Origin of the sequence: Gluconobacter kondonii, assembly GCF_002723995.1 — a bacterium.
Lineage (GTDB): Bacteria > Pseudomonadota > Alphaproteobacteria > Acetobacterales > Acetobacteraceae > Gluconobacter > Gluconobacter kondonii.
In genome coordinates this window covers 445,381-470,583 of record NZ_BEWP01000001.1, presented here as the reverse complement: position 1 = coordinate 470,583, position 25,203 = coordinate 445,381, and the positions used below count along the sequence as shown (strand labels likewise).

The 25,203-nt window shown below is 60.9% G+C and carries 24 protein-coding genes, 1 tRNA gene and 1 riboswitch; of the genes, 16 read left to right on the top strand and 9 right to left on the bottom strand.

Annotated features, from left to right (window positions below):
* Positions 1-50: 50 nt before the first annotated feature.
* The 3 genes from GKO01_RS02145 to metZ all read right to left on the bottom strand — a co-directional run bounded on the left by GKO01_RS02145 (position 51) and on the right by metZ (position 3,010).
* Complete coding sequence (locus GKO01_RS02145) at positions 51-1,217, bottom strand: bifunctional 2-C-methyl-D-erythritol 4-phosphate cytidylyltransferase/2-C-methyl-D-erythritol 2,4-cyclodiphosphate synthase (RefSeq protein WP_099285586.1); 1,167 nt, start codon at positions 1,215-1,217, stop codon at positions 51-53.
* An 84-nt stretch (positions 1,218-1,301) separates the two neighbouring features.
* Entirely contained in the window at positions 1,302-1,775 is a 474-nt protein-coding gene (gene apaG / locus GKO01_RS02140; protein ID WP_062030082.1) for a Co2+/Mg2+ efflux protein ApaG, read from the bottom strand.
* 41 nt (positions 1,776-1,816) lie between these two features.
* Positions 1,817-3,010: an O-succinylhomoserine sulfhydrylase gene (gene metZ, locus GKO01_RS02135; protein WP_174694208.1), complete on the bottom strand. Its 1,194-nt coding sequence runs from the start codon at positions 3,008-3,010 to the stop codon at positions 1,817-1,819.
* A 73-nt stretch (positions 3,011-3,083) separates the two neighbouring features.
* A riboswitch (SAM riboswitch) is annotated at positions 3,084-3,163 on the bottom strand.
* Between the two features lie 118 nt (positions 3,164-3,281).
* Between metZ and GKO01_RS02130 the strand changes: the two genes are divergently transcribed.
* Positions 3,282-3,355: transfer RNA gene (locus GKO01_RS02130), tRNA-Gly, on the top strand.
* A gap of 22 nt (positions 3,356-3,377) precedes the next feature.
* Here the strand turns inward: GKO01_RS02130 and GKO01_RS02125 are convergent.
* The 6 genes from GKO01_RS02125 to GKO01_RS15735 all read right to left on the bottom strand — a co-directional run bounded on the left by GKO01_RS02125 (position 3,378) and on the right by GKO01_RS15735 (position 8,651).
* Positions 3,378-3,917, bottom strand: coding sequence for a hypothetical protein (locus GKO01_RS02125; protein WP_167383403.1), 540 nt, complete (start codon positions 3,915-3,917; stop codon positions 3,378-3,380).
* Positions 3,918-3,969: 52 nt separating this feature from the next.
* A complete protein-coding gene (locus GKO01_RS02120; protein ID WP_099285471.1) occupies positions 3,970-4,719 on the bottom strand; it encodes a 2OG-Fe dioxygenase family protein in 750 nt (249 codons plus the stop codon).
* A gap of 80 nt (positions 4,720-4,799) precedes the next feature.
* Positions 4,800-6,029, bottom strand: a complete 1,230-nt coding sequence (locus GKO01_RS02115; RefSeq protein WP_099285470.1) for an NAD(P)/FAD-dependent oxidoreductase — start codon at positions 6,027-6,029, stop codon at positions 4,800-4,802.
* A gap of 132 nt (positions 6,030-6,161) precedes the next feature.
* Positions 6,162-7,397 carry a bifunctional glutamate N-acetyltransferase/amino-acid acetyltransferase ArgJ gene (gene argJ, locus GKO01_RS02110; protein ID WP_099285469.1) on the bottom strand — a complete coding sequence of 412 codons (1,236 nt, stop codon included), beginning with the start codon at positions 7,395-7,397 and terminating at the stop codon, positions 6,162-6,164.
* A 7-nt stretch (positions 7,398-7,404) separates the two neighbouring features.
* Entirely contained in the window at positions 7,405-8,337 is a 933-nt protein-coding gene (locus GKO01_RS02105) for a peptidylprolyl isomerase (protein ID WP_099285468.1), read from the bottom strand.
* 95 nt (positions 8,338-8,432) lie between these two features.
* Entirely contained in the window at positions 8,433-8,651 is a 219-nt protein-coding gene (locus GKO01_RS15735; RefSeq protein WP_145994724.1) for a hypothetical protein, read from the bottom strand.
* Here GKO01_RS15735 and secA point away from each other — a divergent pair.
* The 15 genes from secA (at position 8,650) to ftsH (ending at position 25,199) form a co-directional block, all read left to right on the top strand.
* Positions 8,650-11,415 carry a preprotein translocase subunit SecA gene (secA, locus tag GKO01_RS02100; protein WP_099285583.1) on the top strand — a complete coding sequence of 922 codons (2,766 nt, stop codon included), beginning with the start codon at positions 8,650-8,652 and terminating at the stop codon, positions 11,413-11,415. The genes GKO01_RS15735 and secA overlap by 2 nt on opposite strands.
* A gap of 34 nt (positions 11,416-11,449) precedes the next feature.
* The gene (locus GKO01_RS02095) at positions 11,450-12,199 is read left to right on the top strand and encodes a YebC/PmpR family DNA-binding transcriptional regulator (protein WP_062029168.1); all 750 of its coding nucleotides are present in this window, start codon (positions 11,450-11,452) and stop codon (positions 12,197-12,199) included.
* On the top strand, positions 12,196-12,702 hold the full coding sequence (gene ruvC / locus GKO01_RS02090) for a crossover junction endodeoxyribonuclease RuvC (protein WP_041111979.1): 507 nt from the start codon (positions 12,196-12,198) through the stop codon (positions 12,700-12,702). The genes GKO01_RS02095 and ruvC overlap by 4 nt, the downstream gene beginning before the upstream one ends.
* On the top strand, positions 12,699-13,301 hold the full coding sequence (ruvA, locus tag GKO01_RS02085; protein ID WP_099285467.1) for a Holliday junction branch migration protein RuvA: 603 nt from the start codon (positions 12,699-12,701) through the stop codon (positions 13,299-13,301). The genes ruvC and ruvA overlap by 4 nt, the downstream gene beginning before the upstream one ends.
* Positions 13,298-14,347: a Holliday junction branch migration DNA helicase RuvB gene (ruvB, locus tag GKO01_RS02080; protein ID WP_099285466.1), complete on the top strand. Its 1,050-nt coding sequence runs from the start codon at positions 13,298-13,300 to the stop codon at positions 14,345-14,347. The genes ruvA and ruvB overlap by 4 nt, the downstream gene beginning before the upstream one ends.
* A gap of 52 nt (positions 14,348-14,399) precedes the next feature.
* Positions 14,400-14,825: a tol-pal system-associated acyl-CoA thioesterase gene (ybgC, locus tag GKO01_RS02075; RefSeq protein ID WP_099285465.1), complete on the top strand. Its 426-nt coding sequence runs from the start codon at positions 14,400-14,402 to the stop codon at positions 14,823-14,825.
* A gap of 29 nt (positions 14,826-14,854) precedes the next feature.
* On the top strand, positions 14,855-15,646 hold the full coding sequence (tolQ, locus tag GKO01_RS02070) for a protein TolQ (protein WP_174694207.1): 792 nt from the start codon (positions 14,855-14,857) through the stop codon (positions 15,644-15,646).
* Positions 15,647-15,649: 3 nt separating this feature from the next.
* A complete protein-coding gene (gene tolR, locus GKO01_RS02065) occupies positions 15,650-16,090 on the top strand; it encodes a protein TolR (RefSeq protein ID WP_099285463.1) in 441 nt (146 codons plus the stop codon).
* 12 nt (positions 16,091-16,102) lie between these two features.
* Complete coding sequence (locus GKO01_RS02060; RefSeq protein ID WP_099285462.1) at positions 16,103-17,098, top strand: energy transducer TonB; 996 nt, start codon at positions 16,103-16,105, stop codon at positions 17,096-17,098.
* Between the two features lie 16 nt (positions 17,099-17,114).
* Positions 17,115-18,476 (top strand): Tol-Pal system beta propeller repeat protein TolB, encoded by a 1,362-nt coding sequence (gene tolB / locus GKO01_RS02055; RefSeq protein WP_099285461.1) that lies wholly within the window; start codon positions 17,115-17,117, stop codon positions 18,474-18,476.
* A gap of 105 nt (positions 18,477-18,581) precedes the next feature.
* Positions 18,582-20,093: a glycoside hydrolase family 32 protein gene (locus GKO01_RS02050; RefSeq protein WP_099285460.1), complete on the top strand. Its 1,512-nt coding sequence runs from the start codon at positions 18,582-18,584 to the stop codon at positions 20,091-20,093.
* A gap of 286 nt (positions 20,094-20,379) precedes the next feature.
* The gene (pal, locus tag GKO01_RS02045) at positions 20,380-20,859 is read left to right on the top strand and encodes a peptidoglycan-associated lipoprotein Pal (protein WP_099285459.1); all 480 of its coding nucleotides are present in this window, start codon (positions 20,380-20,382) and stop codon (positions 20,857-20,859) included.
* 144 nt (positions 20,860-21,003) lie between these two features.
* A complete protein-coding gene (locus GKO01_RS02040; protein WP_099285458.1) occupies positions 21,004-21,879 on the top strand; it encodes a tetratricopeptide repeat protein in 876 nt (291 codons plus the stop codon).
* 62 nt (positions 21,880-21,941) lie between these two features.
* A complete protein-coding gene (tilS, locus tag GKO01_RS02035) occupies positions 21,942-23,123 on the top strand; it encodes a tRNA lysidine(34) synthetase TilS (protein WP_099285582.1) in 1,182 nt (393 codons plus the stop codon).
* Between the two features lie 171 nt (positions 23,124-23,294).
* A complete protein-coding gene (ftsH, locus tag GKO01_RS02030) occupies positions 23,295-25,199 on the top strand; it encodes an ATP-dependent zinc metalloprotease FtsH (RefSeq protein WP_099285457.1) in 1,905 nt (634 codons plus the stop codon).
* Positions 25,200-25,203 lie beyond the last annotated feature (4 nt).

The following is a 25,203-nucleotide window of genomic DNA, read 5'->3' as shown; positions in this document are numbered from 1 at the left end:
AAGCCCGGTCCTCTCAGAGGAACCGGGCTTTTTCGTATCGGAACTGCGGATCAGGCTTCCCCGTTATCCGGGACCATAATGCTCACTGTGGCGGTGGCTGCGATGCCTTCTTCGCGGCCTGTGAAGCCCAGACGCTCGGAGGTCGTGGCCTTGACCGAGATCCGGCTGATGCTGACCTTCAGCAGATCGGCGAGACGCTGGCGCATGGTTTCGGCATGAGGGCCAATCTTGGGGCGTTCGCAGATCAGTGTGACGTCGGCATTCACGAGGAAGCCACCACGCTCGCGGATGCGTTCGCCGGCGTGGATCAGGAAGCGGGCCGAATCCATGTCCTTCCACTCATTGTCGGAAGGCGGGAAATGGCGGCCGATATCGCCTTCGGCCAGAGCGCCGTAAATGGCGTCACACAGCGTGTGGATGCCGACATCGGCGTCGGAATGCCCGGCGAGGCCCTTCGTATGAGGCACCTCGATACCACACAGGATCAGCTTGCGGCCTTCCTCGAAAGCATGGACGTCATAGCCCAGTCCGACGCGGGGCAGCAGGTTCCGGTCAATCACACCTTCAAGACGCATCAGGTCCTCCGCAACAGTCAGTTTGATATTGTCTTCCGACCCTTGAACGATCGCTACCGGATGGCCAGCCTGTTCGAGCAGGGCGGCGTCGTCGGTGCGGGTATCGCGCAGGGTGCGGTGAAGTTCGAGCAGGGTGCCGAAGCGGAAGCCCTGCGGGGTCTGGGCACGCCACAGCCCGTCACGCGGGACGGTATCGATGATGATGCCGTCGGCGGCTTTCTTGATCGTGTCGATGACGGCGACGGCCGGGATCACGCCCTCATGGGTTTTCAGGGCCTCGATGACGTTCTGTACCACCTCTACGGGGACGCAGGGGCGGGCGCCGTCATGGACCAGCACCAGATCGGGCGGCTCGGGGAGGGCCGCGAGAGCTTCAAGGCCGTTACGCACGCTGTCATGGCGTTCCGCGCCGCCGCTGACGGGCGGTAGGACGTCCAGCCCTTTCAGGCTGTCGGCCAGCAGAGGATCATCTCCGACCGGCAGGAGCACGTCCACATGCGGCAGAAGGGCTTCGGCGGCTCTGCGGATGACGGGTTTGCCCCGCAGCATCCGGAACTGCTTGGAAGAATTGTCCCCGTTCTGTGAGGACGCATCGAAGCGCCGGCCACGACCGGCAGCGAGAAGAAGGGCAGCGATACGCATGGGGGAGGAATGGGCCGGGACGGCAGGGACGTCAAGGTCGTGCTGTGGTCCGCGCCGTTCTCCGCTGATGCCCGGCACGGTCTGTCAGTGGATCAGCGTGCTGTCATGGGGGCTGTCGAGGCTGAACACGGGAATGCTGACGTCAAAGCGATGGCCCGAGCGTGGCTCCAGCATGTGATAGGTGCCGTGCATGAATCCCGAGGGCGTGGTCAGCATGGCGCCGGACGTATAGTCAAACTGTTCCTGCGGGGCGATTACGGGCTGTTCGCCGACGACGCCATCGCCATGAACATGCTCCTTGCGGCCCAGTCCATCCACGATTTCCCAACTCCGGGACAGGAGTTGGAAAGTGTCCTTCCGCTCGTTCTCGATGCTGATGTGATAGGCCCACGCATATTGGTGGTCTTCAGGATGGGACTGGTCGTCCAGCCAGAAGGTCCGGACCGTGACTGTCACGTCGTCCGTGGTTTTGCTGAAGCAGGGTGCAGTTTCCATGGCTTCGGCGAGCGCTGTCTCGGGATCAGCATGGAGAAGGGGGTGGGATGACTTGTCAGGCATAACGCCATTGTAAAGCCATCCCGGTCTTTTGTCAGAAAAACTTATGCAAGGGCCGCAACTGCTGCGGCGCCGCGCTTCAGATCGTCGATCAGGTCTGCGGGATCTTCCAGACCGACGGAGAGGCGGATGGCCCCGTCCGTGATGCCCAGACGTGCGCGTTCGTCTTCGCTGACGCGCATATGGGTCGTCGTGGCAGGGTGGGTCGCAAGGCTGCGAGCGTCGCCGAGATTGTTGGAAATCGCGATGATTTTGAAGGCATTCATGAAGGCGAATGCGCCCTCACGGCCCTTGTCCACCACGAACGCGACCATGGAGCCGCCATTGCTCATCTGGGTTTTGACAAGTTCATGCTGCGGATGGTCGGCGCGACCCGGATAGCGGACCTGAACGACACCCGGAAGTTCGGCCAGCGCATCGGCGACGGCAGCGGCATTGCGGGCCATGGCATCCGTGCGGAGCTGAAGCGTTTCCAGACCCTTGAGCAGAACCCAGGCGTTGAACGGCGACAGGGCATTGCCGGTATTGCGGGTGTAGGGCTGAAGTGTCTCGTTGATCCATGCACTGGAACCGAGCACCGCGCCGCCAAGAACGCGGCCCTGACCGTCGATATGTTTCGTACAGGAATAGACGATCACATCGGCGCCCAGCTTGAGCGGGGACTGGCCGAGCGGTGTTGCAAACACGTTGTCCACGATCAGCAGGCCGCCAGCCTTATGCGTCAGCTCAGCAACGCGGGCGATGTCGAGGACGTCGAGCATCGGGTTGGACGGGCTTTCAATCAGCACGGCGGCTGTCGGCTTGGACAGGGCGCGCTCCCAGGCGTCGTAGTCCGTGCCGTCTACCAGTTCGGTCTCGATGCCGTAGCGGGGCAGGAGGTTGGTCACGATCCAGTAGCAGGAGCCGAAAATGGCGCGGGAGGCCACGACGCGGTCGCCCGCCTTCACATGCGACAGGATGGCGGAGGAGACGGCGCCCATGCCGGTTGCGGTGGCAACGCAGGCTTCGGCGCCCTCGAGGAGTGCGAGGCGCTCCTGAAGTGTGTCGACGGTTGGGTTGCCGAAGCGGGAATACTGGAAGTGCTGGACGTCGCCTGTAAAGGTCGCAGCGGCCTGTTCGGCGCTGTCATAGACGAAGCCGGAGGTCAGGAAGAGGGCTTCCGACGTCTCGCCGAATTCCGTACGGTTCGGAGCTTCGTGCAGGAGACGGGTGGCTGTACGCCAGTTTTCTGAAGACATGATGTGTCCCTCCATAAGACGCCCCGTAGAGAAAGGGCGCATGTGGCGGGCCGTGGAAGTCCTGGGAATCGTTCAATAACGACGCAGGGCCTCTTTAGCGCAATTCTTTAACCTCGCCGCAAGCCGGCCGCTCAAATCACGAGGGTCAGTCACGCCGTGGCGTTTGTGACACCGGGACTATGGGCCGTATTTCGGTTTTGCGTCAACACCCTGAAGTTCGGGTGGGGTGGATTGCGAAAGACGGGTGGAGCGGTTATGGTCCGTGCCGGGTGCGGGCGTAGTTCAATGGTAGAACGGCAGCTTCCCAAGCTGCATACGGGGGTTCGATTCCCCTCGCCCGCTCCAGACCTTCCAGAAAAATCAGTGATTATTTTGGCATCGGCGGTGCGCTGAGCGTGTCCTGATATTCCTTGCCGTTCCAGATCCAGCGGTCGTTCGGGCTGACCAGAAGGTCGTGCATGCCTTTATGGCGTGTGGGCAGGACGGAAATATCGCCGTTGACCGAGTCCAGAACCGTGTTCCAGGTATCGTTGTGCTTCAGATAAACGGACGTAGTGCAGCCTGCGGAGCCGCAGAGACGGGCGGACTGAAGCTGGACGAACAGGGCTTCGTCATTCTTGCCGGACGAGAGCGATGCGGAACCGACGAGCACTACCGGTTGATCGTGATGTTTAGCCGCGTCCTGAAGATCGTCTTCGTTCAGTTTGCGGGCGTCTTCATCCAGCTTCGTGCCCGGATGCGCTGTCAGGATGACGGGCGCTGCACCCGCATTGGCGGGCTGTGCGGCGTGGCGCGTATGGTGATGGCTTTTGCCTGTCGCAGCATCCGCACAGGACAGTGCTGCGGGGAGCATGAAGCACAAGGCCAGAACTGCCGCGCGGCGGGAAAGAATCTGCTGGATCGACATGGCACCAATCATAACACGAAATTGAAGACGGGCATCTGTGAAGGTTTTGATGTCATTCATGACGCAGCGTGACCACGAGTACGTCCCGATAGGCCGGTTGCGATGGATCGACAGGCTGCACTGCCGTAACGCCGTGATAGACGCGATGGTCGTCCACAATGGCGGCATCGAGCGGGTTGATGAGGGTGAAGGACCCCAGCGGTTCCTTCCGCATGTCGTGGATCGTGGTGACGCCCTGTTCCACGTTGTGACGGGCGACCATGAGGACCAGAACCCAATCCACACCATCGCGGTGCAGGCCCTCTGGTGTGGGGCGTCCTTCATTGCCGGGGCGGGCCTCAATGCGGAACTGATGCACTTCCACATGCCATGACGGGGGCTTTTCCGTGGGCGGCGTCAGGGCATCCGCGATTGTGCTGATGGTGCTGATGGCGGCGGTCATGGCCGGGTGGGATGCGATCGAATCCGCCACAGCCGGAAACCAGCGTTCAACGCCGCCATTGAGCAGGTTGTAGTCCCGGCTCTGGTAATGGGGCTGATGTTTTTTGCGTGTGATGGTCTCGCCCGAGACAGCGAAAGTCGCGTAACGGCGGCGGCGGTAGCGGCCACCATCCGCCATGTAGCGATCAAGACCCAGATGATTCCAGCTTTCCGCGAAGCCCTGCCAGTCGGTCAGGCCTTCGTGCTCGAGAAGTGGACGTGTGGTCTGGGCCTGAAGGAAGGCGAACCCTTTTTCCAGCAGGGTGTCTTCGATGCTGGTCAGAACCCTGTCAAAGGGTGGGGAGAGATCGGTAGGGCTCATGAATCCTCGGAACAGGGGACGCAGGGTCTGGGGACACTACGTTCCACATTCCCCCTTTGACGGAATTCTGAAAAGGGTTTTCAGCCCCCCAGATCAGGTTTGACCGGAGAAAGATGCTCGCGGAGCGTGCTGCAGGCTGTCGGTGCGATGCCCAGAATGCCTGCGAGATGCTGGCGGTACAATCCTTCATGGATTAGGCGCGCAGCCAGACCCGAGAGCAGACCGCCGCCGAAGCTACGCTTGGCGTCCAACATGCCCCAGCCGTTATAATCTCCAAGTGCCACGACGGCGCCGCGATCGTTATAAGCGAACGGGGCAGGGGTCTTACCTGCGATAATCTCCGGCAGGGCACGACCGATATACTGGCCCTGCTGCCGTGCGGCCTGTGCCGTTGGGGCAATCGGTGCGGCGTCGATGCGGGAGCAGTCACCGATCGCGAAGACGGTCGGGTCCTGCGTGGTCTGAAGCGTCGTGGTGACACCAAGCTGGCCCGAGCGGCCGCGTTCGAGGCCTTCCAGAAGGCTCGTGGCATCCGAAGCACGAACGCCCGCGGCCCAGACGCGGAGGCTGGCAGGAATATGTTCGCCGGATTTGAGGCTGAAACCTGTTTCGTCCGCACCAACCACCATGGCTTCAGTTCGCACGGCAATGCCGAGATTTTCGAGCTGGCGTGCGGCGGCCGAGGAGACGGCTTCCGGGAAGGCCGGAAGGATACGCGGGCCTGTTTCGATCAGCACGGCGTTGAGCAAGGATTTGCGAACGGAAGGGCCAAGACCGCGGGCTTCGTCGATGGACTTGCACAGTTCGGCAATGAGCTGCACGCCCGTTGCACCGCCGCCAACGATGCCGACGGAGAGCTTTTCGCCTGCCGTCCGGGCTTTCTGGACGGCCTCACGGAAGGTCGCGAACAGGGTGTCGGCGTCGTTCAGATTGTCGATGAACATGCAGTGATCGACGATGCCGGGAATACCGAAATCATTCGCACGTGAACCAAGCGCCACCACCAGATAGTCGTAGGGCAACGTGGCACCGGTATCGAGCGTAACTGTCTTGTTGTCGCGGTTGACCGTTGTGGGGCTGCCCTGAACGAAGGTGAAGCCGAATTTGGCTGCCGTCTCGGTGAAGGGGATGCAGTTGCCCTGATGCTGCATGGTGCCCGCAGCGAATTCGTGAAGGGCCGGCTTCCAGTAATGGACAGGGCTGCGATCAACGAGTGTCAGGGAAATATTCTGGTGACGGCCCAGAGCCGCAGCGGCTTCAAGCCCACCGACGCCACCGCCAAGAACAAGCACGCGAGCTGCAGCAGACATGGACATTTTCCTTATATCAGGTGCGAAACGGCACCCGGTTTTGCGAGCGCCTGAAGGAGATCAACGATAGATTTTGCTATCGACAGAGGCGGGGTCGCACAAGCCCCGCTCTCGCTGACGTGTTGGAAACGCCTAGCTGCGGTAGGAGCCGTTGATGTCGATGTAGCCATGCGTCAGATCGCAGGTCCAGACGCGGGCTTCGCCGTCACCGAGGCCGAGATCGACGATGATTTCGATTTCCTGACCCTTCATGTGGGCCACCACCGGGGCTTCATCGTAATTTTCGACAACGCCACCCTCTTTGGCGATCCATGTTCCGCCGATGGCGACGGAAAGCCGGTCGCGGTCCGCAGGTTCGCCACTTTTTCCAACGGCCATGACCACACGGCCCCAGTTGGCGTCCTCGCCCGCGATGGCGGTTTTTACGAGGGGGGAATTGGCGATGCAGAGCGCGATACGGTGGGCGGAAAGATTGCTTTCAGCGCCCGTAACACCGATGCGGACGAGCTTTGTTGCTCCTTCGCCGTCGCGGACCACCATGAGCGCGAGCTCCAGCAGGAGGTCGTTCAGCGCAAGGGTAAACTCGGCGAGAGCGGGGTCGTTGATGTCGTCGATCTCGGGATTGTCAGCCAGTCCGGTGGCGAACAGCATCAGCATGTCCGACGTGGAGGTGTCCGAATCGACGGTGATGGCGTTGAAACTCTGGGAACAGCCCGAGGACAGCAGGGACTGAAGGATGTTCTGCGGCAGTTTCGCGTCGGTCGCGACATAGGCCAGCATCGTGGCCATGTCGGGGGCGACCATGCCCGATCCCTTGGCGATGCCCTGAATGCGGACGGGCGTTCCGGCAATTTTCACATCGCGGCGTGCGGCCTTGGGGAAGGTGTCCGTCGTCATGATGGCGCGGGCGGCATCGGCCCAGCCGTTGTCGTCCAGCCCAGCCTTGGCGGCGGGGAGCGCACCGATAATGCGATCCTGAGGCAGTTTTTCGCCGATGACGCCTGTGGAGGCGAGAAAGACGTCCTGCGGGGGGCAGTCCAGAAGCTGTGCGGTGGCGTCAGCGCAGTCGGAGCAGGCTTGTATTCCGGCGCGACCGGTAAAGACGTTGGCGTTGCCTGCATTGACGAGCAGGGCGCGGGCATAGGGGGTTGTCAGCGCGGTCCGGCACCAGAGCACCGGGGCGCCGGGGCAGGCGTTTTTGGTGTAGACGCCTGCCGCGACCGTACCGGGGACGAATTCCGCCAGCATCAGGTCCGTACGGCCCTGATAGCGGATTCCCGCGGCGACGGCGGAAAGCCGCACGCCCGCAATCGTTGCAAGGTCCGGCAGCGGACGAGCGAGCGGAGAGACGGGGAGCGGCTTTGCCATGGTAGTCTTACTTCTTTGCAGGTGCGGTAGCCGGAGCTGCGGCCGGGATAACCTTGCCCTGTGAGTCGTAGTGAACAACCTTCACCTGGGATTCGGCGTTCTGTACGATGTCACGGACCTTGTCGCGGATCAGTTCCTGACGAACCTGGTCGTGGACCTGGTCGAAGGTCGGAATCGGGGCCGTGCGGGTCGCGAGAACCTGAATCACATGCCATCCGTACTGGGTGTGGACCGGCGTCTGGGAGATCGTGTTCGGCTTCATGGCGAAGGCGGCAGCAGAGAAGGCCGGGAGCATGTCAGCCTTTTTGAACCAGCCGAGATCGCCGCCATTTGCGCCAGCCGAGCCCTTGTCCTTGGAGAGCTGTGCGGCGAGCTTGCCGAAATCAGCACCCTTGTTGAGTTGGGCAATGATGTCCTTGGCCTGCGCTTCGCTGTCCACGAGGATGTGGCGGGCGTGGATCTCTTCTTCCGGCTTCTTGTTCGCATAATGCGTCTGATAGAAGTCGTGCAGCGTGGAATCGGTGACCAGCGGGCCGACCTTTTCTTCCAGATACGCGTTCTGCAGGGCGTTTGCGGAGGCAGCGTCCATGGCGGCCTTCACGTCCGGCTTGCGGCTCAGGCCTTCTTTGTCGGCGGCGATCTGAACGGCCTTCTGGTCAACGAGCTGGTTGACGATCAGCGGGATCAGAACGGACGGCTGGATCTGACGGGCCTGCGGCGGGAGGTTGCCAGCAGCGCGCTGCACGTCACCGAGCGTGATCTTCGAACCGTTGACGGTGGCGATCAGCATGTCCGGGTTGGCGGCGGGGGCCGCTGCAGGAGCCGTTGCGGCCGGGGCCGCTGCGGGAGCAGCAGCAGGAGCGGCGAAAGCCGTCGATGCCGTAACCGATGTACCGGCCATGAGGACTGCGAGAGCGAAAGTGGAGCGGGAAAGCCGCATGTGGGACTACCTCGGATGTAACCTGAGAATAAGGATGGTCTGCACCATGACAAAGGCTGGTCCGCCCTGCAAGGGTGCGGTCCGTTACCATTCCTTCACGAGGCTGTCGGATGGGTGTGCTCTACGGGTTTGATGTGACACTGCGATGACAATGCGGACATTTCCTCAAGGTTCTCTGCGGCCTCTCCATTGACCCTACGCGGCCCCGGTCCTATTTCCAGCAGACGTGAAAATCCTGACGGCACGGTGTGCGGGTCTTTCCGGTTCTGGAAAGATCTGGCGTTCCGGGTCTTCGGCATCTCAAGGTTCAGCATGTTCGCACGCCTCGCCCGCGCCCTTTTCGGTTCTGCCAACGATCGCACGCTCAAGGCGTATCAGCGCCGTGTGCCCGAGATCAATGCACTGGAGCCTGCGGTCCAGGCGCTCTCTGACGAACAGCTCCGGCACAAGACGGTCGAGTTCAGGGAGCGGCTTGAGAAGGGCGAAACCCTTGATGGCCTGCTGTCGGAAGCTTTTGCGGTTTGTCGCGAAGCATCGCGCCGGGTTCTGGGCAAGCGCCATTTCGATGTGCAGCTCATTGGCGGCATGGTCCTGCATGGCGGTCGGATCGCAGAAATGCGGACCGGCGAGGGCAAGACGCTTGTTGCAACGCTTGCGGTCTATCTGAACGCGCTGAGTGGCAAGGGTGTGCATGTCGTCACGGTGAACGACTATCTTGCGCGACGTGATGCCGAGGAAATGTCCGTTCTGTACAGCTTCCTCGGGCTGACGACGGGTGTGATCATACCGAACCTGTCTGATGGCGAGCGTCGTGACGCCTATGCGGCGGACATCACCTACGGCACGAACAATGAGTTCGGTTTCGATTATCTGCGCGACAATATGAAATATTCGCTCGCCGACATGGTGCAGCGTCCGTTCAACCACGCGATCGTGGATGAGGTGGACAGCATCCTGATCGACGAGGCGCGGACGCCGCTCATCATTTCCGGTCCTGCGGATGACAGCTCCGATCTGTATCGCTCTGTCGATGATGTGGTCGTGAAACTCGTTCAGGAGCCGGATGTTTACGACAAGGACGAGAAGCTGCGGTCAGTCACGCTGACCGAAGAAGGCTCGCACCGCGTCGAGGAGCTTCTGGCGCAGGCCGGAGTGCTTCAGGAAGGCGGCCTGTACGATATCCACAATGTGGCTGTCGTTCATCACGTTCAGCAGTCCCTGCGGGCGCATACGCTGTTCACGCGGGATGTGGATTATATCGTCCGTGAGGGCAAAGTCGTTATTATCGACGAGTTTACCGGTCGTATGATGGACGGGCGTCGCTATTCGGACGGTCTGCATCAGGCGCTGGAAGCCAAGGAGCATGTGGAGATCCAGCAGGAGAACCAGACGCTCGCTTCCATCACGTTCCAGAACTATTTCCGCCTCTACCCGAAGCTGTCCGGCATGACCGGTACGGCCATGACCGAGGCCGACGAGTTCGCGGAAATTTACCATCTCGATGTGGTGGAAATTCCGACGAACCTGCCGGTGCAGCGGATCGACACGGATGACGAGGTCTATCTGACGGCGGCGGAAAAGTTCAATGCCGTGGCCGATCTGATCCGCGATATCCACAAGACGGGCCAGCCCATTCTCGTGGGCACGACGTCCATCGAGAAGAGCGAATATCTCTCTCATATCCTGACGCAGCGCGGCATTCCGCATAACGTGCTCAATGCCCGTCAGCATGAGAAGGAAGCCATCATTGTCGCGCAGGCCGGTGCGCCGGGTGCGATCACGATTGCGACCAACATGGCGGGCCGCGGAACCGACATCAAACTGGGCGGCAATATCGAGATGCTGGTGAAGGCCAGTATCGAGAACGTCGAAGACGAGGCGCAGCGCGAGGCCGTCGAGCAGGACATCCGTGCGAGCGTCGAGGAACACCACGAGGAAGTTCATAACGCAGGCGGTCTGTATGTGATTGGCACGGAACGCCACGAAAGCCGCCGCGTGGACAACCAGTTGCGCGGCCGTTCTGGCCGTCAGGGCGATCCGGGCAATTCGCGCTTCTTCCTGTCGCTTGAAGACGATCTGATCCGCATTTTCGCCAGCGATCGCATGGGCGCGATGATGCAGAAGATGGGCCTCAAGGAAGGCGAGGCGATCGTTCATCCGTGGCTGAACAAGGCTCTGGAAAAGGCGCAGAAGCGGGTCGAGGCGCGCAATTTCGACATGCGCAAGAACACGCTTAAATATGACGACGTCATGAATGACCAGCGCAAGGAGGTTTATGCCCAGCGCCGCGAATACATGGCGACGGAAGACCTGTCGGGTGTGATCGCCGAACTGCGTGAACACACGATCGAAGATCTGGTCCATGCCCATATTCCGGAAAAATCCTTCGCTGAAGCCTGGGATACAGAAGGACTGGCCCGTGAGGTCTCCCGTATTCTGAACCTGGATCTGCCGATCGCAGACTGGGCAAAAGAAGACGGCATGGATTCCGAAGGCGTGATTGAGCGCATTCAGGCCGAAGCCGCGAAGGCGCAGGCGGCGCGGACGGCCAATATGGGCCCCGAACTGATGCGTCTGATCGAAAAGCAGGTCGTGCTGACGACCTTCGATGCGGTCTGGAAAGAGCATCTGCACGGGCTGGATCAGCTTCGTCAGGGCATTGGTCTGCGGGCTTACGGTCAGCGCGATCCGCTGAACGAGTACAAGCAGGAAGCCTTCCAGATGTTCACGGCGATGCTCGACGACATGCGGGTCCGCGTGACGGAGACGATGTGCCGCATTCAGGCTGTCTCCGAGCCGCCGCCGTTCCCTGTCATCAATACTGAGACGTCCGGCCCATCCGAGGAGCCTGCGGGACTGTTCGCGCAGGGTACGACGGGTTCTGAAATTCCAGCGCCGGGTCCGGTGGCATCCTTCTCACCTGCAATGCCGTTCACGCCGCGCCCGCAGCCTGTTTCGGCAGGGGTAGAGCCTGATGCCGAGACGCTTCAGCGCTGGAATGCCGAAACGCCGCGCAATGCCCTGTGCCCGTGCGGGTCTGGTCTGAAGTTCAAACACTGTCATGGCAGGCTCGCCTGAGCCTCTGACGCGACGATAGAGGAAGGAGCGACCGATGGCCGGTCATTCACAGTTCAAGAACATCATGCACCGCAAGGGTGCACAGGACGCCAAGCGGGCCAAGCAGTTCGCCAAGGTTCTGCGTGAAATCACGGTTGCGGTGCGCTCGGGTCTGCCCGAAGCTGCGTCCAATCCGCGTCTGCGTGCGGCGCTGTCCATGGCGCGCGAAGTCAACATGCCCAAGGACAATGTCGAGCGTGCCATCAAGAAGGCGTCCGGCACGGCTGGTGGCGACGATTACGTCGAAGTCCGTTACGAGGGCTATGGTCCGGCTGGCGTTGCGATCATCGTCGAAGGCCTGACGGATAACCGCAACCGCACGGCGGGCGAAGTGCGCGCAGCGTTCTCAAAGCATGGCGGGTCGATGGGTGAGACGAACTCCGTCTCGTTCATGTTCCAGCGTCTGGGCGTCATCAGCTATCCGCTCGATGTGGCGTCTGAAGACGAGATGCTGGAAGCCGCGATCGAAGCCGGGGCGGACAATGCCGTGACCACCGAAGACGGTCATGAAGTCACCTGCGAGATGGAAAATTTCTTCGCTGTCCGCGATGCGCTTGAAAGCCGTTTTGGCGAGCCGAAGTCGTCTAAGCTCGACTGGCGTCCGGAAAACAGCGTGACGCTGGATGAGGACAAGGCGCGTTCGGTCATGAAGCTGATCGACGTGCTGGAAGACAATGACGACGTTCAGGCCGTCTACGCGAACTTTGACATTCCTGACGACGTGGCCGAGGCGCTGGCTGCTTGATCCGTCTGATGGGCATTGACCCTGGCCTGCGTTTCATGGGCTGGGGCATCATCGACGTGGACGGCAATCACCTGAAGCATGTGGCGTCGGGTGTGATCGGGACCGATGGGTCCGAATCCGTGCCGCTGCGTCTGTGCGAACTGCATGGTGCGCTGAAGAAGCTGATCCGCGAATATGCACCAGCCGAAGCCGCCGTTGAAGAAACCTACGTCAACCGTAATGGCTCCTCGACGCTCAAGCTCGGTTATGCGCGTGGTGTGGCGCTGCTGACGCCTGCTTATGAAGGGCTGCCGGTTGCGGAATATGGTGCGATGACGGTCAAGAAATCCGTGGTCGGGACCGGGTCTGCAACCAAGGAGCAGGTGACGATGATGGTGAAGCGGCTGCTGCCGGGGGCTGAAATCCGCAAGGCCGATGCGTCCGATGCGCTGGCCGTTGCGATCTGTCATGCGCATCACCGGGCCAGTGCCGCGCATGTCGTGGCCGGGAAGCGCATGGCATGATCGGGCAACTGACCGGGCTTGTCGGGCAGATTGAGGGCGAGCGTTGCATCGTGGATGTCAATGGCGTGGGCTATGTGGTTTCGGCCTCGACCCGCACGCTGGCGACATTGCCGCAGCCGCCTTCTGTGGCGCGCGTGTTGATCGAGACGATCGTGCGCGAGGATGCGATCCAGCTCTTCGGCTTTGCAACGACGGATGAGCGGGACTGGTTCCGTCTGCTGACGACCGTGCAGGGCGTGGGCGCGAAAGTGGCGCTGGCGATCCTGTCGGCCAACAGTCCGGGCGAGCTTCTGCTGGCCATCAATGCCGGGGACAAAGGCTCGCTGACGCGGGCTGCGGGTGTGGGGCCGCGTCTGGCGGATCGGATTTTGAGTGAGCTTCGCAACAAGGTTGCGAAAATGCCGGGTGGCGGCGGGACTGTGTCTGCGCCGGGGATCGTCTCCGGGCCGAGTGTTGAGAACGATGCGCTCCTGGCGCTTGCAGGGCTTGGCTTCCGACGGACCGAAGCGTGGCCGGTTCTGAGCAAGGTTCTGGCCGAGAACGAAAATGCGACGCTTGATCTGGCGATCCGTCTGAGCCTGAAGGATCTTGCGCGGTGAGTGATGCCTATCGCGAAACCGATCCGGCCCGTCAGCCTGAGGATACGGGCGAGGGTGGTTTGCGTCCTGAGACGCTTGCGGATTTTACGGGTCAGAAAGCCAGCCGGGAAAACCTCGCCATTTTCATTGAGGCGGCACGGGCTCGTGGTGAGGCGCTGGATCATGTTTTGCTGCACGGACCACCGGGTCTGGGCAAGACGACGCTGGCGCAGATCGTGGCACGGGAACTGGGTGTGGGATTCCGGGCAACATCCGGGCCGGTGATCCAGCGGGCGGGCGATCTGGCCGCGATTTTGACGAATCTCCAGCCGCGCGATGTGCTGTTCATTGATGAAATCCACCGTCTTCAGCCTGCGATCGAGGAAGTCCTCTATCCGGCGATGGAAGATTTTCAGCTCGATCTGATTATTGGCGAGGGGCCTGCCGCGCGCTCCGTGCGGATTGATCTGGCGCCGTTCACGCTCGTGGCCGCCACCACGCGGGCGGGGTTGTTGGCAACGCCTCTGCGGGACCGGTTCGGGATTCCGCTGCGGCTGGTATTTTATACGCCGGAAGAACTGCGGGCGATCGTCTCGCGTGGTGCCGTAAAGCTCGGGATGCGCCTGACGGACGATGGTGCCGAAGAAATTGCCCGTCGTTCGCGCGGTACGCCCCGGATTGCCGGGCGTCTGCTGCGCCGGGTGCGGGATTTCGCGCTCGTCTCAAAACAGGCCGTTGTGGACCGGGCGCTGGCGGATGCGGCTCTGGGGCGGCTTGAGGTTGACGGGCGCGGGCTGGATGCGATGGACCGGCGCTATCTGAAGCGGATTGCCGAGCATCATCATGGTGGCCCGGTCGGTGTGGAAACACTGGCGGCGGGACTTGCCGAAGCACGCGATACGCTGGAAGACGTGATCGAGCCTTATCTCATTCAGGAAGGGCTCGTTCTGAGAACGGCGCGCGGGCGGATGCTGGGTGAGGCGGGATGGCGTCATCTCGGTCTTACGCCGCCAGCGAGCCAGGTGGACCTGCTCTCCTCGTTGGAGCAGGACGATTCCGCGCCCTGAATGATCCTGAACGCGGTTCGGGGGATGGGCGCACCATGACTGGAGACACAGTATGGCCACGCACAAGATCAGGTTCCGGGTTTATTACGAAGACACCGATGCGGGCGGCATCGTCTATCACGCGCGCTATCTCGGTTTTGCCGAGCGGGCGCGGAGCGAGGCCATGCGGGATGCAGATGCGTCGGTTACGGAGCTTCTGAACGATTTTGGACTGGTCTTCGTCGTACGTCAGGCGGCGATCCGGTATCGTTCTCCGCTCCGACTCGATGATGAAATGGAAATCGAGACGGCGCTGGACGCCATGACCCCGACGCGGCTCAAACTTTGTCAGACCGTCCGGAATTATTCTGGGGGTGGCGAAACCGCTACGGTTATCGACGCGGAACTGGCCTGTCTGAGTGCCGTTGACATGAAACCTGCCAAAATTCCGCCTCGCTGGCGTGATGCAGTAAGAAAACTGGAGGCAGGAGAGGTCTGACCCACTTTCCTGTTTCCGCGTGAAGTGCAATGGAGAGTCCTGACCCGCAAGGGACAGGATCTGTACAGGAGAGAACAGTGGATCATGAGGTAAGTTCGAGTGCGCTTGGGGCGGTCGGTGCGACCGGTCTTTCGCCTCTGGACCTGTTCCTGCACGCCTCCATCGTTGTAAAGCTGGTGATGCTGGGTCTGCTGCTGTGCAGCGTCGGCGTATGGGCGATCATTGCGGAAAAAATCATTCTCATCCGTCGCGTCAACCGCGAGGCTACGGAATTCGAGGACCGTTTCTGGTCGGGCGGATCGCTCGACGATCTCTACGAATCCGACGGTGCGCGTCCGACCCATCCGATGGCGGCCGTGTTCGGCGCAGCCATGGGCGAGTGGCGCCGTTCTGCCCGGATTGGTGGCATCGATCTGTCGCGTGGTGGTGCGCGTGAGCGCGTGGACCGCGCCATCGACATCACCATCATGCGTGAGAACGACCGCCTGACGCGTCGCCTGATCTTTCTCGCGACGATCGGCCCAGTGGCACCGTTTGTCGGTCTTTTCGGAACGGTCTGGGGCATCATGCATTCGTTTGCGTCCATCGCGCAGATGCACAACACAAATCTTTCCGTTGTGGCACCGGGTATTTCCGAAGCCCTGTTCGCAACGGCCATTGGTCTTGTGACGGCGATTCCGGCCTATATTGCCTATAACGGTCTGAGCAACTCGTTCGAGAAGTTCACGGATCGCATGGAAGCCTTCGGCACCGAGTTCGCGGCTATTCTGTCGCGTCAGTCCGAGGAACGTGCGGACGATACGACCGGCGGGAAGGCCTGAACCATGGGGATGTCTGCGGGAGGACGGGTTGGAGGAGGCGGACGCCGCAAGCGTCGGCCCGCCTCGGAAATCAACGTCACGCCACTGGTGGACGTCATGCTGGTGTTGCTCATCATTTTCATGGTGACGGCGCCGATGCTGACCAGTGGTGTCAATGTGGATCTGCCGAAGACGGATGCCAGCCCGGTCAATTCGGATTCCAAGCCGATCACGGTCTCTCTGAAAACGGATGGCTCGCTGTATCTGGGAGACCAGCCGGTGACGTCCGACCAGTTGATCGAGCAGCTCAAGGCGCAGTCGCAGAACGATCCGACCCATCGCATCTTTGTTCGTGCTGATGCTCATATCGACTACGGACAGGTGATGCAGGTCATGGGCCAGATCACGTCGGGCGGTTTCACGCATGTTGCGCTTCTCGCGCAGCAGCCCCAGAGCGGCCAGTAAGAGGCGCCTGCCGTGGTCCGTCCACGCCGCTCTGACAACAGGCGCTTTCGTCATGCGCTTTACGGATCAGTCGCCATTCATCTGGGGCTGATCGCGTATCTGATTGTTCAAATCCCGCCGGAAAAACCGCCTGAACCGCCTGAACCACCCACGGTGCAGATGGAGTTCGAGCAGGCTGGGCCGCCGACCCACCCGGTCAAGGCCGATCATCCGGCCCCTGCGCCCGCTCCGGCTCCCGCACCCGTGAAGAACGAGGCCCCTCCGTCTCCGACGCCCCCTCTGAAGGCGCCGACGGAAGAGCCGCCTCCACCGCCTCCGCCGCCCCAGCCTGTGCCGCCTCCGCCGGAGACGCCGCCGCAGAAGCTGCCGGATATCAAGCTTCCGCCGAAAATGACGGATGAGTCCCCGCAGCCTGTGCCAGCGTCGCCGCCCACGCCGTCACCGCCGTCGAAATCGACGATGGTCGCGCCGCCGAGCCCGCAGACACAGAAAGCCGACAAGCTGCCAGATATGCCGAAATTCTCGCATATGACGCAGCCGAACGCGGCGAAGAAAACAGAAGCTGACAGTCATTCGCTGCTGGCAACGCTGGATAATTTCCGCGCCGATCAGAAGCAGACCCATGCGCCGACCGCGAAAGCCAATCCGCCGCAGGGTGGTGCGCCGAACGGGGGTGGTGTGCCGAATGGCGACATTACGAAGTCGCTGTCCATGGCGGATCAGAAAGCCATCGGCGGCTCCGTGCGCCGTTGCTATACTGAAGATACCGAAGCACGAAACTATGCGAGCTTTGTCGCGCATATGGTCGTGACCGTCGATGCGACCGGTGAGGCGCGGATTGTCAAATTTGCGCCCGATACGGCTGCGAAAATGGCCTCCGACCCGTCTTACCGCGTTCTGGCGGAGCGGGCGCGGGATGCGGTGCTGAGCCCCACCTGTGCCCATCTTCCCATTCCCTCCAAGATGCTTGGTCAGACGCATGAGCTGCGTTTTGTCTTCAGGCCGTAATCCACGAGGAAGTCTCATGTCCTTCATTCCCGATACTGACGCCGAGGCCCTGAGCGCGCTGTTTTCGCGCCGCTCCGTTCTGGGAGCCACCGCTGCTGGTGGTCTTCTGGCAACGCCTCTGGCCGCTTTTGCCCAGTCCGCAGCCGCCTCTGGCCCCGGTGAGGCTGAAATCACCGTCGATCAGGCCCGGCAGGAGCCGATCCCCATTGTCATCCCGAATTTCGGGGCGGGTCTGGGTGAGCAGATTTCCAGTGTCATCACGTCCGATCTGAATGGCACCGGCCTGTTCAAGGTCATGAGCGGCGACGTGCCGCCCGGCTCCACACCCGACTTCAGCGCGCTCAAGGCACAGGGTGCCCGTGCGGCTGTGTCTGGACAGGCGATCGGTTCGGGCAGTGTGCGCGTTGAGATGCGTCTGTGGAACGTGCTCTCCGGCCAGCAGCTTCAGGGTACGGCCTACACGGCCTCGACATCCAACTGGCGTCGCATCGCGCATATCATCGCAGATGTGATTTATGAGCGGATGTTGGGCGAGAAGGGCTATTTCGATACCCGTATCGCCTATATCGCCCGCACCGGCCCGCGTCATCATCAGATCACGCGTCTGGCCCTGATGGATCAGGACGGTGCCAACGAACGGATGCTGACGAACGGCGAGTGGCTGACGCTGACGCCGCGCTTCAATCCGGTGCGCGACCAGATTGCGTTTATGTCTTACGCCAACAACCGTCCGCGCGTGTATCTGTTCGATCTGGCATCCGGTCGTCAGCAGATTCTGGGTGAGTTCGCGGGCATTTCTTTCGCGCCGCGCTTTTCGCCGACCGGCGGTTCCGTCGTGCTGTCCGCAACGCGTGGCAGCGGGTCGGATATTTTCATTGTCGATCTGGCCTCGCGTGCGAAAAGGCAGATCACCAATTCTAATGGCGCAATCGACACCAGCCCGTGCTTCAGCCCGGATGGCAGCCAGATCGTGTTCAACTCGGATCGCGGTGGCAGCCCGCAACTCTATATCATGAGTGCGTCGGGTGGTCCGGCCAAGCGGATTTCCTATGGCACTGGCCAGTATGGTTCGCCGGTCTGGTCCCCGCGTGGAGACCTGATCGCCTTTACCCGCATTGGCGGCGGTGGCTTCTCGCTCGGTGTGATGAACCCGGATGGTAGCGGTGAACGTATCCTGACTCAGGGCTTTACTGTTGATAGCGCGACGTTCTGCCCCAATGGCCGTGTGCTGGCGTTCTGCCGCCAGAGTGCAGCCGGTGCAGGCGGCGCGGGCTTTGCATCGGGGATCGGTACGATCGACATTACGGGCTTTAACGAGCGTCCGATCCGGACTTCGACGGGGGCTTCCGACCCGGCCTGGTCACCTCGCAACGGTTGAGCCTGTGTTCCGCGCTTCCGGTTCGGGGGCGCGGATTTGCAAGAGGGTAGGGAACCCTTTTTCCTGTAAGGCGTCGCAAAGACTGCTTGAACAGGAGAATTCCCCATGTCCCTTCAGGAGACACGGCAGTGGCGTCCGCTGCTGCATTATGCCCCGGCCCGGAACTGGATGAATGATCCAAACGGGCCGATCCTGATTGATGGTGTGTATCACCTCTTTTACCAGCACAATCCGGTCGAGCCCGTCATGGGCTATATTTCCTGGGGCCATGCGATCAGTCGGGATCTGCTGCATTGGGAAGAGCAACCGATTGCACTGCCGTCCACACCGCAGGAGCAGATCTATTCCGGTACGGTGATTTATGACCGGGACAATCGTAGCGGTCTGGGAACAGACGAAAATCCTCCACTTCTGGCGCTTTACACCAGCGTATTTCGCGACATGCCGGGTGAGCAGGAAGACGGCACACAGGCGGTTTCGGTTGCGGTCAGTCTGGATCGTGGCGCGACCTGGACGCGCTACGCTCACAATCCGGTTCTGACGCTTGATCCGGTATCCCGGAATTTTCGGGACCCGGCATTGTGCTGGTATGAAGGGGGTGGATACTGGGTGCTGACGGCGGTCGAGGCCGAACAGCAGGTAGTCAAGCTCTTCCGTTCCACAGATTTTCTGCACTGGGAGTTCCTCAGTGACTTTCGTCCGCCCGGCTACCATACGCAGGACATGCTGTGGGAAGTACCGGTTCTGGCGCGCCTGCCGATTGAAGGTGAGGCCGAGGCTTCTGGCTGGGTGATGATCGTCAGCGTCAATCCCGGTGGTCTGACCGGTGGATCTGGGACGTTCTATTACGTCGGAGATTTCGACGGCACGATCTTCACGCCCGCAGAGCAGTCAACGGCCACAGATGATCCCTGGCAGTATCGTTGGATGGATTACGGGCCGGACAATTATGCGATTGTCTGTTTTGCCGGAACGCCCACGCCCGTCAGTATCGGCTGGATGGGCAACTGGAACTACGCCAATCAGACCCCGACGTCTCCGTGGCGCGGCCAGATGACGCTTCCCGCGCATCTGTCTCTGACGCGGCAGGAAGACGGCACACTTTTGATGAAGCAAAACCCCGTCAGTCTTGGCGCTCCGGTCGAGGTTTTTGTCGCCAGTGACATCCGTCCGGAAGCGGAAGTGGCTTGGAAGCTGCCCGATAGCGTTGCGGACTGTGCAGATTTCGCGGATGCGGTTCTTGATCTCCAGTTGGTTGTTGATCCCGCAGAGGACGTGGTGGTGCTGACCGTGGCGGCGACGGAGGATGGCAGGTTTGGAACGGAGATCCTCTACGATCCCGCGCGTCGGGAACTGGTCGTGGACCGCAGCCGGTCAGGGGTTCCGGTACCGGGCGCGACCTTTACGACGCGGCATGTGGCACCCCTTTCTCCACAGGATGGGGTTGTTCGTCTGAGGGTTATTGTGGACCGGAGTTCGGTTGAGATTTTCGCGGCTGACGGACTCGTCAGGATGACGGAGGTGATCTTTCCTCCTCCGCGTGCTACGACTGTAACGCTGGGCAGCCACGCAGGCAGCGCATGTTTCAGGAGCGTGAAAGCACGCTGGTTTCGATGATGTGGCAGAATTCTGCCACATTCTTCAGAATAGCTGTGACATTTATGCCGAAATTTCTGGTTCCGATTATGAATCGAACTTTTCACATTTAACCGGCGTTAACACTGCACTTGACCGGTGATTCGAGTCATGAGTATGGGCGCTTATGGCCACTGATTTTCAAGGTTGGCATGCAGGGATCGGAACCGATTCCTGTCTGTTCCAAACAGGAAAGAGGTGGTCCGGAATAACGCGGCATTTTCCGCATTCGGTTCCCGCTGTGGGGCCGTTCTCAGGATTGAGACACATGAAGTTCAAGGTATTTGGCGCGCTTGGTCTGGCGCTTGTTCTCGCAGCCTGTTCCAACGGCAACACCAACAAGGGTGACAGCAACGGCGCAGGCGCCGTCGCTCAGGAAGCTGGCCCGACGCCCGGCAGCGAAGCCGATCTGGTCGCCAATGTCGGCGATCGCGTTTTCTTCGAGCTGAACCAGTCCCAGCTTTCTGAAGAAGCCCGCGCTACGCTGGACAAGCAGGCTGCATGGCTCGCCAAGTACCCGCAGGTCAGCATCCAGGTTGCTGGTAACTGCGATGACCGTGGCACGGAAGAGTACAACATTGCTCTCGGCCAGCGTCGTGCAAACGCAGCTCGTGACTATCTGGTCGCCAAGGGCGTGAGCGCTTCGCGCATCACCACGATCTCCTACGGCAAGGACCGTCCGACCGCCGATGGCGACGACGAGCAGGCCTGGGCACAGAACCGTAACGCCATCACGTCTGTTCGCTGAACTGACGTTTCAGGCCTAACGGACTGAGATGATGAGCGGCCGGGGGATTATCCCCCGGCCGTTTCTGTTTTATGACTGGGCGCATGTTGCACGTATGACCTTCCTGCGTGCCCGTGAGTGCGAGTTTGTCTCAGGAGATCCGTTATGGTGCTGTCCCGTTCCCTGCGTGCCGTCTTTCTGGGCACGGCTTTTTCCGTCCTTTCGCCTGTCCTCCCGGCCGTGGCACAGGATGCGCCGGATAGCGGGGAAATTTCCTCACGCGAAGCGATTGCTTTGCAGGATCAGATTGCCTCCCTGCGCCAGCAGCTCTCACAGGTTCAGAATGGCGGCGGCCTGAGTGCTCCCAGTGCGACGGCAGCGGCTCCGGTTTCGGCGGGTGACGGCAACCTGACGGCCCAGCTTCTGGAACGCGTTTCGGCTCTGGAAGAACAGAACCGCCAGATGCGTGGCGAACTGGATCAGCTCAGCAATTCCGTCCGCGACAATCAGGCCAATGTGTCCAAACAGATTTCGGACATGCAGTTTGCTTCCCAAAATGGCGGAGGCGGGGCTTCGACACCTGCTCCAGCTAAAACTCCGGCGGCAGTCGAAGACAAAGGCTCCGTTGCTACTCCGGACGCCGCCGAGCAGCCGAAAACCGCTCTGGATGCGTTGAAGGTTGGGAATGCGTCTCTTAGATCCGGGAACTATACGGATGCGGAGAGCAATGCGCGTTTTGCCGTGAAAACGGCTCATAGCGTGTCCGGCAAGGTGGATGCCCAGTTCCTTCTGGCGCAGTCTCTGGCGGGGCAGAAGCAGTATCGCCAGTCTGCGGTCGCTTATTATGACGCCTATACGAAGGCTCCGAAGTCCCAGAAGGCACAGGACTCTCTGTTGGGTGTGGCTGCTTCGATGCTGGCGCTGGGGGACAAGAACTCGGCGTGTCAGGCTCTTGATAAGCTGAAATCGGAATTTCCAACGCCTGCGCCGCGGGTGAAGAGCGCCGAGACGACATTCCGGAGCCGTGCGGCCTGTCACTGAAACCTGCGTTGTTGGAAACAGGACCCGATCATCCGGTCGGGGAATGCGAATTTCAGGACCTGATGTCAGGTCTCGGTCCTTGGCCACCTAATATCCCGGACGCGCCAGTCGCCCTTGCCGTTTCGGGGGGCGCCGACTCCATGGCGCTCGCGTTTCTGGCTCGTCGCTGGCGCCGCAATATTGTGGCCTTCGTAGTGGATCATGCCCTGCGGCCTGAATCGGCTGCCGAAGCACGGCTGACGGTTGAACGGCTTGCCGCCATGGACGTACCCGCCCGCCTCCTGACGCTCGCGCCGTTTCCGAAAGGGCGGTTGCAGGAACGGGCGCGCGAGGCACGGTTCGAGGCGCTGGAGGCGGCCTGCGTTGCAGCAGGATGTCTGGATCTTCTTGTGGCGCATCATGCGGGCGATCAGGATGAAACCGTGTGGATGCGCAGCCTGCGCGCGAGCGGACCTCTGGGGCTGGGCGGCATTCAGATCAGCGCCGTGAGAGGGCGTATCCGGGTGTTACGTCCGCTTTTAACGCTCGATCCATCGCGCCTGAGACTGACTTTGAAAACCGCGAATCTGCCATGGATTGAAGATCCATCGAACGCCAACAGGCGGTTCGAGCGGGTGCGGTGGCGGCAGGATCTGACGCCCGAGCAAAGGCGCGATATCCAGACGCTTCATCTGACGGCCAAGCAGGAAAACCGGAGTCGTGAGGCGGTACTGGCCGAAAATCTTGCATCCTATGCCATCTGGCATCCCGAAGGATGGGCTTTTCTGGAGCAGGCCGGGATGAACGAAGAGACCCTGTCCGCTCTGATCCGGCTTGTTTCAGGACATGTGTACCGTCCCGCGAGAGAGGCCGTACGGTTGTTGCTGGAAAAAGGATGCGGCACGCTGTCTGGAGTTCAGCTTCAATCGGCCGGGCGTTTTGGCAACGGCGTGATCCTCGTGCGAGAGGAGCGCGCTCTTGCTGCCCCGCTTGCGGCAAGGGAGGGGTGTGTCTGGGACGGGCGCTGGCGTCTGCTGACGCATGATATTCCGGCAGACAGTGTGATCGGACCTTTGGGTGACGCCGTGCACGGACTGGATCTGCGCAGGCTGGGTATTCCCTATGCCGCTGCCCGTTGTCTTCCGGGTGTGTGGCATCAGGGTCGACTGATCCTGTGGCCACGGATAGGGCAAATGCCCGGTGAGGCCGATTTTGTCTGGGCTGTCGCGGTTCCCGTAACGGGAGAAAATCATCTCACAGCATAAAAAGATCCTCAAAATCGCAAGAAATGCGTTTTCCTGCCCTTGATGGGGTAGGATCGTGGACGCGGAGGCTTATGTTATGGAGTCAACGCAGAATGTGACCGGTCGGCCAGTTGTGAGGGGTGATCCCGTACTGCATCTGACGGAACAGTCTGAAGGACGACAGAGAGCGAGATGAACAATTTAGGCCGTAACGTCGCGATCTGGGCGGTCATCATCGTGGTCGGAATGGCAGTGCTGACAGCCTTCCAGCCCGGTGGCGGACAGCATGCAGCCCAGCAGATCGCCTATTCCGATTTCATTCATGATGTGGACCAGCATCAGGTCCGTTCGGTCGTGATTCAGGAGCAGAATGTCTCCGGAACCCTGACGAACGGCACGTCTTTCGAGACCTATGCCCCACTTGATCCGAGCCTTCCGGGCCGTCTGACTTCTGCCGGCGTCGAAGTGACCGCCAAGCCGATGGACAGCGGAGAAAGCCCGATTCTGCGTTATGCCAGCGCTTACCTGCCGGTTCTGCTGCTGGTGGGTCTGTGCTTCATGGTTTTCCGCCAGATGCAGGGCGGTGGTGGCCGGGCCATGGGTTTTGGCAAGTCCCGCGCCAAGCTGCTGACGGAGAAGACCGGTCGTGTGACGTTTGAAGACGTTGCGGGCATCGACGAAGCGAAATCCGAGCTTCAGGAAATCGTCGAGTTCCTGCGCGACCCGCAGAAATTCACCCGTCTGGGCGGCAAGATCCCCAAGGGGGCGCTGCTGGTCGGACCTCCGGGTACGGGTAAGACGCTGCTGGCGCGCGCCATTGCGGGCGAGGCCAATGTTCCGTTCTTCACGATTTCCGGCTCGGATTTTGTGGAAATGTTCGTCGGTGTCGGCGCGTCGCGTGTGCGTGACATGTTCGAGCAGGGCAAGAAGTCCGCGCCCTGCATCATCTTTATCGACGAAATCGACGCCGTGGGCCGTCATCGTGGTGCTGGACTTGGGGGCGGTAACGACGAACGCGAGCAGACTCTCAACCAGATGCTGGTCGAGATGGACGGTTTCGAGAGCAACGAAGGCGTGATCCTGATTGCTGCGACGAACCGTCCGGATGTTCTGGACCCCGCTCTGCTGCGTCCGGGTCGTTTCGACCGTCAGGTCGTGGTGCCGAACCCCGATGTGGCTGGTCGTGAAAAGATCCTGCGCGTTCACATGAAGAAAGTGCCCCTGTCTTCGGACGTGGACCCGAAGGTGATTGCTCGGGGAACGCCGGGCTTCTCGGGTGCGGATCTGTCCAATCTCGTGAACGAAGGGGCCCTGATGGCTGCCCGTCAGGGACGCCGGACCGTGGGTATGGCACAGTTCGAGGAAGCCAAAGACAAGGTCATGATGGGGGCGGAGCGCCGTTCCATGGTCATGACCGAAGACGAAAAGCGCTCGACAGCATATCACGAAGCGGGTCATGCCATCTGCGCGATCTTCACCCCTGGCAGCGATCCGATCCACAAGGCGACGATCGTGCCGCGTGGTCGTGCGCTGGGTCTGGTTATGACCCTGCCGGAGAAGGATAACATTTCCTACAGCCGTAAATGGTGCTTGGCTCGTCTGGTCATCGCCATGGGTGGCCGCGTTGCCGAAGAAATCATCTTCGGACGTGAGGAAGTCAGCGCCGGTGCATCGGGCGACATCAAGAGTGCGACAGATCTCGCACGGCGGATGGTGACCGAATGGGGCATGAGCGACACGCTGGGCATGATTGCTTATGGCGATAACGGTCAGGAAGTGTTCCTTGGTCATTCTGTGACGCAGAACAAGAACATTTCTGAAGAAACCGCGCGCGAGATCGACAAGGAAGTCAAAGCTCTGATCGATACGGCCTACAAGCAGGCCCATGATTTGCTGACGACCCGTCTTGATGATCTGCATCGTCTGACCGCAGCGTTGCTGGAATATGAAACGCTAACGGGTGACGATGTCGGTCGTATCATGCGCGGTGAGGCTATCGAGCGGACTGCGGATGACGAGCAGGTGCCTGACAACCGTCGTGCATCCGTTCCGACCACACGTCCCGGTGCGTTTGATCCGGCGCCTCAGGCGGGTTAATCAG